Origin of the sequence: Actinomadura decatromicini, from assembly GCF_008121305.1 — a bacterium.
Lineage (GTDB): Bacteria > Actinomycetota > Actinomycetes > Streptosporangiales > Streptosporangiaceae > Spirillospora > Spirillospora syzygii.
This window is the reverse complement of sequence record NZ_VSRQ01000010.1, coordinates 113545-126508: the sequence shown is the minus strand read 5'-3', so window position 1 is coordinate 126508 and position 12964 is coordinate 113545. Positions and strand designations below refer to the sequence as shown.

Sequence of the window (12964 nt, the reverse complement as noted above, 5' to 3'; positions counted from 1 at the left end):
GGTTCACACCCGCCGGATCATTTCGGCGGCCCGTCACCTCGGCTGCCGTCACTGCTTGGTCTGCTGGCGCAGGTCGTTCAGGTGGACGTTCTCGGCGGTCGCGGCGACGCGCAGCCCGTCCGGGGTCGGCTGGATCTCGCTGATCCGCGAGCCGAGCGGCAGGCTCGCGACCGGGACGATCCAGGTGAGCTGCTGCCTGACCAGCGCGAGCGGCATCTGCGGACCGCCCGGCGAGCCCACCGACAGGGGCGACACGGCGATGCCGCGCGCGGTCGGCTTGACCTGGACGACGGCCGTGCCGGTGAACGGGCGGCCGAGGAAGACGGTCTGCAGGTCGACCTCCAGGTTGTCGCCCTTCGGCCTGATCCCCTTCACCTCCCGCGGCGCCTCCTTCTTGATCACGGCGTAGGGGACGACGGCGGACGCGGTCGCGGTCTTCGCCGTGACGTTCGCGGCGCCGCCCTTCGTGACCTCCGAGATGGGCGCGTTCACGCCGCGCATGTCGACCTTGACGCCGCTGACGGTGACGCCGCGCTCCGTCCAGTCACCGATCTCGACCTCGATGTGGTCGTAGTCACCGCCGACCGCCTGCGTGAGGAACGGGATGCCGTGGATGGTGACGTCCGGCTGCTGCTGCAGGTCGTACTGCGCGGCGACCTGCTCACCGATCTTGTCCTCCGCGATCCGGACGCCGAGCCGGTCGGCGACGACCAGACCCACGGCGACGAGGATCAGCAGGACGAGCAGTACTTTCCGCATCATTCTCCTTCGGCTCCGGCGTCCGCGTCGCCACACGATAGTGGGCGAACCATGGCGAACGAGTCAGACCGGAGAATGACCTAACTACCAGGAAAATCACTCCGGTAACGCCGAACCGGAGCGGGATCAGCCGCCCGCGAAGGGCGGGAGCACCTCGACGACGCCGCCGTCCGGCAGGGCCACCGAGGCGTGCGGACGGCTCCCGACCGGGTCGCCGTCCACGAGGAACGAGCTGCGCCGGACGACGCGCTCGAACTCGCCGCCGTCCCGTCCCGCCCGCGCGGCGAGCGCGGCGGCGACCGCGTCGGCCAGCGTGGCGGCGTCGTACGGCTCCTCGTGCGTCCCCGCCGCGGCCTTGGCCGCCGCCCAGTAGCGCATGGTTCCTTTGCCCATGTCCCAAGTCTCCACCCTGGGAAACGGACGTCCGCAGGTGGTCGCCCCGCGCCGGGAGAGACGGCTCGGTTATGCTCAGGGGTGAGGGATCCGGGCGACGAGGCCATGGAGTTCATCCGACAGACCCTTCATGGTCACCTCGTCCTTGAGTCGCCGACCGTGGCCGGGGGCTGAAGGGTGAGCCGCCTGGGTCCTACGTCTTTTTTGGACGGAGGCGGCATTTGAGCAGCTTGCTCCTGCTGACCAACGCGCTGGAGCCCTCCGACGAGGTCCTCCCCGCGCTGGGACTCCTGCTGCACTCGGTGCGCGTCGCGCCCGCGGAGGCGTCCGCCCTCATCGACACGCCGCCCGGCGAGGTCGTGCTCGTGGACGCCCGCCGCGACCTCGTCCAGGCCAAGAGCCTGTGCCGGCTGCTGCGCACCACCGGGCTCGACTGCCCGCTCGTCGCCATCGTGACCGAGGGCGGCCTCGCCGCGCTCAGCCCGGAATGGGGCCTGGACGACGTCCTGCTCCAGACGGCGGGCCCCGCCGAGGTCGAGGCCCGGCTGCGGCTCGCCGCCGGGCGCGCCGCCGCCGACGAGGACGACGACGTGCCCGGCGAGATCCGCAGCGGCGACCTCACGATCGACGAGGCGACCTACACGGCGCGGCTGCGCGGCCGCGTCCTCGACCTGACGTTCAAGGAGTTCGAGCTGCTGAAGTACCTCGCGCAGCACCCGGGCCGCGTCTTCACCCGGGCGCAGCTCCTCCAGGAGGTCTGGGGCTACGACTACTTCGGCGGCACCCGGACCGTGGACGTCCACGTGCGGCGGCTGCGCGCGAAGCTCGGCGCCGAGTACGAGTCGCTGATCGGCACGGTGCGGAACGTGGGGTACCGGTTCGTGCCCGACCACCGTCCGGGCGACGCCGAGGAGAAGGCCCCCGCGCGGACCTGACCGTCACCGCGCGACCTTCCCGGTGGCCGGGTCGAGGATCACCCGTCCGGCGCGCGGTCGGGCGAAGTCGAACATGCCGGTCAGCGCGCCCGCGCGGGCGTCGAAGGAGCCGCCGCCGATCCGGCCGGTCGCCCAGTTGTCCTCGATGAACCGCAGCACGGACGCCTGTTCGAGCGGGCGGTGGTCGACGTGCCCCGGCCGCGCGTACGGGGAGATCACGAGCATCGGGAGGCGCTGGCTCGGCCCGCAGCGGTCCTGCCGCCCCGCGATGGCGGGGACCTTCCGGCAGGCGGGCTGGTCCTGCGCGGGGTCGTTCGAGCCGTTCGTGACGCGCGGGGCGGCGTGGTCGTACCAGCCGTCCGAGTCGTCGTAGGCGAGGATGATCGCGGTCGACGCCCATTCAGGCGACCGCTGGATCTTGTTGACGGTGGACGCGACGAACGTCTGCTCGTCAAGCGGGTCGGAATAGCCCGCGTGCCCGTCCTGGTATTGCGCGGCCTTGAGGAAGCTCACGGCGGGCAGGTGATGCGCGGCGAGCGCGGCGTCGAAATCGGCCAGGTCGTATTGGTGGTTGGCCTGGTCGGCGTGGCCGATCGCGGCGGTCGAGGACGGCGGCAGATGCCTCTCGTTCGCCGTCGACCTGTAGTACTGGAACGGCTCGTGATGCGGGCTGTAGTCGATGACGAGGTTCTTGCCGATATTGGCGTGGGACGACCCGCACGCCTTGTACCCGTTCTTCGTCCCGGTCGGGCGGAAACCGCCCTGGAACCAGCCCCAGGTGACGTTCTTGGCGTTGAGGAGGTCGCCGATGTTGCGTCCGGTCATGACGGCGAGATTGTTGTCGGACGTGTGGTCGCGGTTCGAGCAGTCGTCGAACGCCGGGTCCGGGTCGGAGATGACCGTGCCGATCCCCTTCGCGTTCGGGGACGCCACCACGGACGGGTCATCGACCTTCTTGTGCGATTTCGGGTCGGCCGCGTAACCGCCGTGCGTCTGCCCCGAGATGAGGTTCAGGGCCCCCGGCGTGGAGGGCCCGAAGACCGAGTCCCAGGAGTTGTCGCTCATCGCGTAGCGCTGGGCGTAGTTCCACATGGCGGTGACGGTGTTGCCGTCGAAGTAGTCCATGACCAGGCCCGGCTCGCCGAACAGGATGGGCTGGCCGGTGCATTTCCCGTGCTCGGTGAATTCGACGAACTTGTTCATGCGTCCGCCGTTCACGGCCTTCTGCTCGGCGGCGTAGCCGTGGTCCTGGTCGCAGGTCAGGGCCTGGGATCGGCGCAGCCGCTTCGGGTTGTACCGGTTGGGGTTCTTGGTCAGGAGCTTCTTGGTGAGGCCGTTGACCTTGGCGGTTCCCTTGGCCGCGTGGAAGGGGACGCCGTCGGTGTTCGCCGCCCGGGGATACGTCCCGAAGTAATGGTCGAACGAGACGTTCTCGCCGTAGATGACGACGACGTGCTTGATGGGCGTGCTCGTCGCGCCGGTCCGGCCTCCGAGCGGCGGCGTCGCGCTCGCCTCGTTCCCGTCTCCGGCGGAGTCGCAGGCGGCGCCCAGAACGGCCACCATTCCGGCGGCCACCGCGAACGCCGTCCATCCCGTGGCCCTGCGGCGCATTTCCCTTCCTCCTCTCCTCGGCGGGCTCAGGCCAGCATCGCGCGGCCCAGATGGTCGGAGGCGTTCACGACGCCGGGAAGTGCGAAGAAACAGCCGCCGCCGAACGGGGAGATGTAGTCGGTGAGCGGCTCGTCCTTGAGCCGTTCCTGGACGGCCTCGAACTGGCGCTTCGGATCCTGCTGGAAACAGGTGAAGACGAGCCCCATGTCGAGGTTCCCGGCGCCGTCCGTGCCTCGGTCGTAGTTCCAGGCGCGGCGCAGGACGCGGCTGTCCTCGGTCTCCGGCACGCGGGGATTCGCTAGCCGGATATGGCTGGTGAGCGGAATGACCTCGCCGACCGGATCGGCCGAATAGCGCGGGACGTCCTTCTCGTGGGTGCCGTCGAGGGGCGCGCCGGTGTCCCGGGCCCGGCCGAAGATCCGCTCCTGCTCGGTCAGGGCGATCCGGTCCCAGAACTCGACGAGCATCCGGATCAGCCGGACGACCTGGTACGTCCCGCCCGCCGTCCAGGCCGGCTCGGAGCCGTCCCGGGCGGCCCAGACGAGCCGGTCGCGGACGGCGGCGCGGGTGACGTCGGGGTTCGCGACGCCGTCCTTGAAGCCCATCAGGTTCCGGGACGCCCCGGACGGCCGCGGCCTGCTCGTGAACCCGCCGATCCGCCACCTGACCTGCATCGCGCCGCGCGTGTGGCGGCAGACGTCGCGCAGCGCGTGCAGGACGGTGTCCTCGTCGGGCGCCGCGAACGCGAGCAGCAGGTCGCCGTGGCACCAGGACGGGTCGAGGTCGTCGTTCGGGAACGTCCGCATCGGCGTCAACCGGGCCGGACGCAGGGACGCCAGCCCGAACCGGTCGTCGAACAGCGACGCTCCGACGGCGGCGGTGACGGTGAGGCCGCCCGCCGGGACGTCCGGGCCGAGGACGCCGGAGTCGGGCGGCGGGCCCGCGACGCCGACCTCGGGCGGCGCGCCGCCGCCGGTCAGCGCCCTGGCCCGGACCGTCACGGCGCGGAACAGGTCGGTCAGCTCGGCCCGCGTCGCGGCGATCACGTCGAACGCGGCGAGCATGGCGCGGGGGCGCGGGCCGTCCAGGATCCCGGCCTGGTGGACGCCGTGGAACCGGGACGCGGGCGCGGGGGCGGCGCGGCCGGACGTGCCCGCGACACCGGCGGCGAGGGCGCCGCGCAGGAACGTCCGCCGTCCCGGCCCCGCGGCGGCGGTCACGGGGTCCTCCGCACGGCCGCCACGGTCGCGACCGAGGCCAGGCGTTCCACGAGTTCGCCGATCGCGCCGTTGATGCGTTCGCGCTCGACCGCGCCGAGCCGGTCGAGCGGCGTCCACCGCCCGTGCCGGTGCTGAGCCCGGAGGAGCCGGGACGCGCGGTCGAGCCCGGCGTCGATCTCCGGCAGTTCCGGCAGCCGGTCGGCCAGCAGCGGACGCAGCGGGGCGAGCGCCGTCCGCGTCCCGTCGACGTTCGCGGCAACCGTCGCGAGGGTCGTGCCGCTGCCCTGGTCGGTCGCGCCGGTCAGCTCGAAGCGGAGCGCGTCCTCAAGGATCTCGTGCGCCCGCAGCCCCAGGTCGCCGGGGTCGAGCTCCGCGCGCGGGAAGCCGTCCCGCAGCGCCCGGACGTCGGCGGCCAGCCGGTCGGCGGGCCCGCGCAGCGAAGCAGCGGACGCGCCGTGCCACAGCCCCCGCTCCACCCGGTGGAAACCTCGGAAACCCGGGTCGCGGACGCCGTCCGGCAGCCCCGCCGGACGCCCGTCGATCGCGTCCCCGCGGTCGCCGAACGCCCCGTACGCCGCGCCGAGCCGCGCGTAGGCGAGATGGGCGGGGAGCCAGGCGCCGCGCGCCGCGTCCAGGTCACCGGACCGGACGGCGTCCCGCAGCGCGTCCGTGCGCCGCACCAGCGCGCCGAGCCCCGCGACGACCCGGCCCCGGTACGCGCGCACCGCCGGATCCAGGTCGTTCGCCGTCAGCGGCCGGACGCCCCGCGCTCCCCCGCCCGGCCCGGACACCCGGACGCGCGGCCCGGTGACGGCCGCGCCGCCCGCCGGACGGCACCCGATCGCGTACGTGCCCGCGCCGAGCCCGACGCGCAGCGGCCGCGTCGTCCCCGGCCCGACGCCCTCCAGCTCGGCGAAGACCGTCCCGCTCGACGGGTCGACGACGGTGACGTCGACCGAGGCGGAGTCGCCGTTGTGGACGAGCAGCGTCCGCGTGCCCGCGCTCGCCGGCCGCCAGCCGTCGCCGCAGCGCGCCCGCCCGGCCTGGACGGCGAGCCCGCCGCCCGCGTCGCCCGAGCAGGCCGCGAGCGCGCAGGCGGCGCCTGCGATCGCGGGCAGGAGGACCCGGTACACACGGTCCATACGACCGTGCTACCACGTCACGTCCGCGAACACACCGAAGCCGCGCGTCCGCGCGAAGAAGTCCCCGGAGCCCCGGGCGCCAGGGCCCGACCGCTCAGCCGAAGCGGCCGGTGATGTAGTCCTCGGTGGCCTTCTGCTCCGGGTTCGTGAAGATCTTGCTGGTGTCGTCGATCTCGATGAGCTTGCCCGGCTTGCCCGTCCCGGCGATGTTGAAGAACGCCGTGCGGTCGCTGACCCGGGCCGCCTGCTGCATGTTGTGGGTGACGATGACGATCGTGTACTGCGCCTTCAGCTTCTCGATCAGGTCCTCGATGGCGAGGGTGGAGATCGGGTCGAGGGCGGAGCACGGCTCGTCCATCAGCAGGACCTGCGGCTGGACGGCGATCGCGCGGGCGATGCAGAGCCGCTGCTGCTGCCCGCCGGACAGCCCCGCGCCGGGCCGGCTCAGCCGGTCCTTGACCTCGTTCCACAGGTTGGCGCCGCGCAGCGACTCCTCGACGATCTCGTCCAGCCGGGCCTTGCGGCGCACCCCGTTCAGCTTCAGCCCGGCCGCCACGTTGTCGTAGATCGACATGGTGGGGAACGGGTTCGGCCGCTGGAACACCATGCCGACGACGCGGCGCACCGCGACCGGGTCGACGGACGACTCGTACAGGTCCTCGTCGTCGAGCATGACCTTGCCCTGGACGCGGGCGCCCGGGATGACCTCGTGCATCCGGTTGAGCGTGCGCAGGAACGTGGACTTGCCGCAGCCCGACGGCCCGATGAACGCCGTCACCGAGCGCGGCTCGACCGTCATCGAGATGTCCTCGATGGCGTGGACGGCACCGTAGTAGGCGTGCAGCCCGGACACTTCGATCCGCTTGGCCATGGGGTGGTTGCTCCTTTGTCCGGATGTCAGCGGCCCGCGGGCCTGCGCCGTCCCGCCACGAAGCGGGCGACGAGGTTGAGCAGCATGATGATCAGAATCAGCACGAGCGCGCCCGTCCAGGCGCGGTCGATCGAGTTCTGGTTCGGGTCCTTCGCCTGCTCCCAGATGAAGGTGGGCAGCGAGCCCTGCGGCCCGCTGAAGGCGTTCTCGTTGATCGCCTTGGTGAAGAAGATCGTGAGCAGCAGCGGGGCCGTCTCGCCCATCACCCGGGCCACCGCCAGCATGATCCCGGTGATCATGCCGGTGAGCGCGGTGGGCAGCACCACGAACAGGACCGTCCGCCAGCGCGGCACGCCGAGCGCGTAGGACGCCTCGCGCAGCTCGTTCGGGACGAGCTTCAGCATCTCCTCGCTGGCCCGCACGACGGTGGGGATCATCAGGATGGTGAGCGCGAGCGCCCCGGCGAAGCCGGAGAAGTCGAACCCGAACGTCAGCAGCCACAGCGCGAGCACGAACAGGCCCGCGACGATGGACGGGATGCCGGTCATGACGTCCACGGTGAAGCTGACCACCTTGCCGAGCCGCCCGTTCCCGGCGTACTCCACCAGGTAGATCGCGGTGAGCACGGCGATCGGGACGGCGATCAGGCTCGTGATCAGAACCTGTTCGAGCGTCCCGATGATGGCGTGGTAGGCGCCGCCGCCCGAGTCGTTGCCGCTGACGGCGTTCATCGAGTACTGGAAGAACGTCAGGTCGAACCGCTTCGCGCCGTTCACGACGACGGTCCACAGCACCGACAGCAGCGGGACGAGCGCCAGCCCGAACGCGAGGTAGACGAGGGCCTGGACGGTCCGGTCCTTGATCCGCCGCCCGGCGGAGATCGAGGAGAGCGAGGCCCCCGGACGGTCCTTGCGGGTGGAGACCGTGGTCACGCGAACTCCTTCCGGCGCGCGACGACCGCGCGGGCGGCCATGTTCACGACGAGGGTGATGACGAAGAGGACGAGACCGGAGGCGATCAGCGCGCCGCGCCCGGTGGTGGACGCCTCGTCGAAGCTGTTCGCGATGTTCGCCGCGAACGTGCTGCCGCCGTTCTCCAGGATGTGCCAGTTGATCCCGGGCACGAAGGTCAGCACCATCGCGACGGCGATCGTCTCGCCCATCGCGCGGCCGAGGCCGAGCATCGAGGCGCCGATCATGCCGGACCGCCCGTACGGCAGCACCGACATCCGGATCATCTCCCAGCGGGTCGCGCCGAGCGCCAGCGACGCCTCCACGTGCGACTGCGGGACCTGGAGGAACACCTCCCGCGAGATCGACGAGATGATCGGCAGGATCATGATCGCCAGCACCACCGCGGCGGTGAAGATCGAGTTTTTGCCGGGGCTGTCGCCGCCGAACAGCGGGATCCAGCCGAGCGTGCCGTTCAGGAAGTCGCTGATGCCCTCCATGTGCTTGGACAGGAAGGCGAGGCCCCACAACCCGTACACGATGCTCGGGACGGCGGCGAGCAGGTCGACGACGTAGCCGAGCCCGGTCGCCAGCCGGCGCGGCGAGTAGAACGAGATGAAGAGCGCGATCCCGATCGCCACCGGGGTCGCGATCAGCATCGCCAGCAGGGAGGACATCACCGTCCCGAACGCGAGCTGGGCGATCCCGAACCGCGGCGGCGCCGCGTTCGGGTTCCACTCCTCGGCGGTCAGGAAGTTCGCCTGGTTGTCCTGGAGGGCGGGGATGGCCTTCCAGACGAGGAAGGCGCCGATCGCGGCGACGATCGCGAGCACCGTGATGCCCGAGCCGCGGGCCGCCCCCGCGAAGATCCGGTCGCCGGCCCGTCCGGTGCTCATCCGCGCGCCGGTGGCGCGGTGCCGCGCGCCGACCCGCGCCTCCGCGCCCGCCTCGACGCCGGTCTCGCTGGTCATGGGGGGTCCTCCTTCGGTCACGTCGCCCGAACCCACGCCTGCCCCGCCGCCGGGGTCGCCGGCGGCGGGGCTGCGGGTGTCGTCGTCCGCGGTCAGGACAGCGCCTTCACGGACGTCTGGACCTTGGTCAGCACGCTCTGCGGGAGCGGTGCGTAGCCGAGGTTGGTGAGGATCTTCTGGCCGTCCGCGCTGGACGTGTAGGTGAGGAAGGACTTCACGAACTTCGACTGCTCCGCGGGCAGCCCCTTCTCACACGCGATCTCGTACGTCACGAGGACGATCGGGTACGCGCCCGGCTCCTTGGTGGAGTAGTCGATCTTCAGCGCGACGTCGTTGCCGGTACCGGTGACCTGCGCCCCCGCGATGGCCTTGGACGCGCTGTCCGGCGACAGCTCGGCGTACTCGCCGGCGCCGTTCTTGACCTGCGCGGTCTGGAGGCCGTTGTTCTTCGCGAACGACAGCTCCACGTAGGAGATGGAGCCGTCGGTGCTCTTCACCTGGCTGCTCACGCCGTCCGACTTGGGGGCGCCCTCACCGGTGGAGTTCGGCCACTTCTTGGCCTTCTCCCACGTCCAGATCTTCGGCGCGGTGGTGTGCAGGTAGTTCGTGAAGTTGTCCGTCGTGCCGGACTCGTCCGAGCGGTAGATCGGCTTGATGTCCGAGGAGGGGAGCTTGGCGCCCTCGTTCTCCTTCGCGATGGCCGGATCGTTCCACTTCTTGATCTTGCCCGAGAAGATGCTCGCGAGTGTCTCGGACGACACCTTGAGGCCGTCGGTGCCCTTCAGGTTGTAGACGACGGCGATCGGGCCGACGACCATCGGCAGGTTCAGCGCGTTGCCCCCCTGGCAGCGCTTCTGCGCGGCGGTCGCCTCCTCGGGCTTCAGCGCCGAGTCCGACCCGGCGAACGCCACCTGGCCGCTCGTGAACGCCTGGATGCCCGCGCCCGAGCCGTTCGGGTTGTAGTTGAGGTTGGCGCCCGCGCACTTGCTCGCGTAGAGCTTCGTCCACTCCTCGACCGCGTTCTTCTGGGCGCTCGACCCGGCCGCGTTGACGCTGGCCTTGGCGCAGTCGATGTCGCCCTTGGGGGCGCTGCTCGAACTGGCCGTCGTGTTGTTGTCGCTCCCGCATGCGGTGAGGGCCAGCGCCCCCGCGACGACCACGCCGCCGAGGGCGGCGAGTCGGGAACCGTTCTTCACCGGAGGGTCTCCTTGGTTTGGTTGGGCGAAGCCCCTGGCCGGTCCTGGTCCGCTCCGCCAGGCGCCGGGGTCGCCGTCGAGTGCGACGCTAGGCAGGCGAGGTGACCAGCCGCCCTGATCCCGGTGAACGACAGATGAACGGGGTAGAGCCTGGTTGCGAAGAATGTCCCGATTTGCAGTGGCCGCTGGGTTAACACCGCAGCTCACAAAGCCAAAAAGCCCACCCGGGTCGGGTCAAGGAGGTTTAGAACGGTCCGGGTCAGGCGGTGGTCTCCGTGGCGTACATGACGTCCACAGCGTGCCTGGTGAAGCCCAGTTTTTCGTACAGGCGGACGGCCGCGGCGTTCGACTCGTCGACGTAGAGCATGATCTGCCCGACGCCCGCGTCGCGGAGGTGCCGCAGGCCCGTCAGGGTGAGGGCGCGGCCGAGGCCGAGCCCCTGCGCGTCGGGGTCGACGCCGACGACGTAGACCTCGCCCACGCCGCCGGGGTGGACCTTCGTCCAGTGGAAGCCGACGAGGCGGCCGCCGCGCTCGGCGAGGAAGAACCCGGCCGGGTCGAACCAGTCCTCGGCCTCGCGGTCGCGGACGTCCTCGATCGTCCAGGAGCCCTGCTCGGGGTGGCCGGCGAAGGCGCGGGCGTTCACGTCCAGCCAGGCGCGCTCGTCCTTGCCCGGCTCGAACGGGCGGACCGCGACGCCCTCGGCGAGGTCCGGCTCCGGCAGCGGACCGGACGCCGGGCGCCGCAGCTGGAGCAGCGCGCGGTCGCGGGACATCCCCTCGGCCTTCGCGAGCGCGGCGGCGGACGGCAGGTCGCCGTGCGCCCAGACGCGGAGCGGACCGTCCGCCCGCTCCCGCAGCGCGCGCAGCAGCGCCCGCCCGTGCCCCCGCCGCCGGTGCTCGGGATGGACGACCAGCTCCCCCGCCGCGGGCTCCTCGTCGGTCGCCGGGTCGAGATGCGCGTACGCGACGATGGTCGGGCCGTCGGCGACGACCGTCCCGGCGCGGCCGCCGCGCAGGGCGAGGAGCGCGTGCTCGGACAGCGGGCCCACCGCGTCGGCGGCCTCCGCCGCCTCGACCAGGGCCAGCACGTCGCCGACCTCTCCGTCACCCACCGCACGCGACTCGCTCATGATCGCCACCCTATGCGCCCGCGCGGCCGCATAGCCCCTGATCAAGTCGTCATGAAAACGTCATCGCGCCGCCGGGAACCGTATGCCGGACGCACTTACCGTCCGCAGCATGACTCGACGACGCACCATCCTGGCCTGCGCCACGGCGGCGCTGACGGTCGCGGGCCTCACCGCGCAGCCCGCCGCCGCTCGCCCGGCCCCCACCGCGTCAGTACGCCTTCTCGCCTTAAACGACTTCCACGGCAACCTCGAACCGCCGACCGGGAGCTCCGGACGGGCCGTGGACGAGAACGGCAACACCGTCGACGCGGGCGGCGCCGCCTACGTCGCGGCCCACATCAAGCGGCTCCAGAACCGCGACACCCTCACCGTCGCGCAGGGCGACCTGATCGGCGCCTCGCCGCTGATCTCGGCCGCCTACCACGACGAGCCGTCCGTCCGGTTCCTCGGCGACATCGGCGTCACCGCCTCGGCGGTCGGCAACCACGAGTTCGACGAGGGGTACAAGGAGCTGCTGCGCATCCAGAACGGCGGCTGCCACCCCGTCGACGGCTGCACGCCGGACGGGAAGTGGCGCGGCGCGAAGTACGACTACCTCGCCGCGAACGTGCTGAAGAGGAACCGCCCGATCCTGAAGCCGTGGACGATCCGCCGCGTCAACGGCGTCCGCGTCGGCTTCATCGGCGTCGTCACCAAGACCACGCCGACCATCGTCACCGCCGCGGGCATCAAGGGCCTGACGTTCGACGACGAGGTCGCCGCCGCGAACCGCTCCGCGCGCGAGCTGAAGCGGCGCGGCGTCCGCGCGATCGTGCTGCTCGTCCACGAGGGCGACCAGGTGAAGGCGGGGTCGCGGCCGGACGAGTGCGGGATCGTCCCCGGCGCCGGGTCGCGCATCGCGAAGGACGCCGACCCGGAGATCGACGTCGTGCTGTCCGGGCACACCCACCAGCAGTACATCTGCTCCGTCCAGGACCCGGCGGGGCGGCCCCGGCTGTTCTCGTCCGGCTCGTCCTTCGGCCGGGTGATCACCGAGGTGAACCTCAAGGTGGACCGGCGCACCGGGGACGTCGTCCGGTCGTCCCTCCAGGGCGACAACCACGTCGTCACCCGGGACGTCCCGCCGGACCCGGCGACGCAGGCGTTCGTGAAGACCTGGCAGGACCGCGTCGCGGCGATCGCGAACAAGCCCATCGGCAAGATCACCGCCGATCTGACCCGCGCGCAGTCCCCCGCCGGGGAGACCGCGCTCGGCGACGTCATCGCCGACGCCCAGCTCGCCGGGACGAAGGACCTCGGCGGCCAGGTCGCGCTGATGAACCCGGGCGGCGTCCGCACCGACCTCACGTTCAAGGCGAGCGGCTCGGAGGGCGACGGCGTCGTCACCTACGGCGAGGCGTTCGCCGTCCAGCCGTTCAGCAACGTGATGGGCGTGACGTCGCTGACCGGCGCGCAGCTCGACGCCCTGCTCGAACAGCAGTGGACGGCGGCGGGCGAGAAGATCCTCCAGCCGTCGGCGAACCTGCGCTTCACCATCGACCGCGCGAGGCCGGTCGGCGACCGCGTCTCCGCGATCACGGTGGACGGGGCGCCGCTCGACCCGGCCGCCGTCTACAAGGTCGCGGCGAACAACTTCCTGCTCGGCGGCGGCGACGGCTTCTCGGTCTTCACCGAGGGCAAGGACCAGGTCCTCGGCCCCGTCGACCTGGACGCCCTCGTCGCCTACTTCCAGGCCCAGGGCACCGTCTCGGCGCCCGCGTTGAACCGGATCACGGCCCGGTGAC

The 12964-nt window shown here is 71.6% G+C and carries 12 protein-coding genes; 2 read left to right on the top strand and 10 right to left on the bottom strand.

All coding sequences use genetic code 11. From position 1 onward, the window contains the following. Positions 1-48: 48 nt before the first annotated feature. Positions 49-759: an LmeA family phospholipid-binding protein gene (locus tag FXF68_RS36705; protein ID WP_148767589.1), complete on the bottom strand. Its 711-nt coding sequence runs from the start codon at positions 757-759 to the stop codon at positions 49-51. A gap of 126 nt (positions 760-885) precedes the next feature. Then, entirely contained in the window at positions 886-1152 is a 267-nt protein-coding gene (locus tag FXF68_RS36700; RefSeq protein ID WP_148767439.1) for a MoaD/ThiS family protein, read from the bottom strand. A gap of 221 nt (positions 1153-1373) precedes the next feature. Between FXF68_RS36700 and FXF68_RS36695 the strand changes: the two genes are divergently transcribed. Continuing rightward, the gene (locus FXF68_RS36695) at positions 1374-2087 is read left to right on the top strand and encodes a winged helix-turn-helix transcriptional regulator (protein ID WP_148767438.1); all 714 of its coding nucleotides are present in this window, start codon (positions 1374-1376) and stop codon (positions 2085-2087) included. Positions 2088-2090: 3 nt separating this feature from the next. On the opposite strand, the gene FXF68_RS36690 is transcribed toward FXF68_RS36695, so the two are convergent. The 8 genes from FXF68_RS36690 to mshD form a co-directional block, all read right to left on the bottom strand. Further along, positions 2091-3698 carry a phospholipase C gene (locus FXF68_RS36690; protein WP_148767437.1) on the bottom strand — a complete coding sequence of 536 codons (1608 nt, stop codon included), beginning with the start codon at positions 3696-3698 and terminating at the stop codon, positions 2091-2093. Between the two features lie 26 nt (positions 3699-3724). Further along, positions 3725-4918: a Dyp-type peroxidase gene (locus tag FXF68_RS36685; protein ID WP_187438316.1), complete on the bottom strand. Its 1194-nt coding sequence runs from the start codon at positions 4916-4918 to the stop codon at positions 3725-3727. Beyond that, positions 4915-6060, bottom strand: coding sequence for an EfeM/EfeO family lipoprotein (locus FXF68_RS36680; RefSeq protein WP_148767435.1), 1146 nt, complete (start codon positions 6058-6060; stop codon positions 4915-4917). Before FXF68_RS36680 ends, FXF68_RS36685 begins: the two co-directional genes overlap by 4 nt. A gap of 94 nt (positions 6061-6154) precedes the next feature. Continuing rightward, positions 6155-6931 carry a phosphate ABC transporter ATP-binding protein PstB gene (gene pstB / locus FXF68_RS36675; protein ID WP_067900093.1) on the bottom strand — a complete coding sequence of 259 codons (777 nt, stop codon included), beginning with the start codon at positions 6929-6931 and terminating at the stop codon, positions 6155-6157. 26 nt (positions 6932-6957) lie between these two features. Further along, entirely contained in the window at positions 6958-7863 is a 906-nt protein-coding gene (gene pstA / locus FXF68_RS36670; protein WP_148767434.1) for a phosphate ABC transporter permease PstA, read from the bottom strand. Further along, entirely contained in the window at positions 7860-8852 is a 993-nt protein-coding gene (pstC, locus tag FXF68_RS36665) for a phosphate ABC transporter permease subunit PstC (protein ID WP_148767433.1), read from the bottom strand. The genes pstA and pstC overlap by 4 nt, the downstream gene beginning before the upstream one ends. 92 nt (positions 8853-8944) lie before the next feature. Next, positions 8945-10048 carry a phosphate ABC transporter substrate-binding protein PstS gene (pstS, locus tag FXF68_RS36660; RefSeq protein WP_148767432.1) on the bottom strand — a complete coding sequence of 368 codons (1104 nt, stop codon included), beginning with the start codon at positions 10046-10048 and terminating at the stop codon, positions 8945-8947. Between the two features lie 259 nt (positions 10049-10307). After that, a complete protein-coding gene (gene mshD / locus FXF68_RS36655; protein ID WP_148767431.1) occupies positions 10308-11180 on the bottom strand; it encodes a mycothiol synthase in 873 nt (290 codons plus the stop codon). A gap of 109 nt (positions 11181-11289) precedes the next feature. On the opposite strand from mshD, the gene FXF68_RS36650 reads away from it, so the two are divergent. Beyond that, complete coding sequence (locus FXF68_RS36650; protein WP_148767430.1) at positions 11290-12963, top strand: bifunctional metallophosphatase/5'-nucleotidase; 1674 nt, start codon at positions 11290-11292, stop codon at positions 12961-12963. Position 12964: the final 1 nt, after the last annotated feature.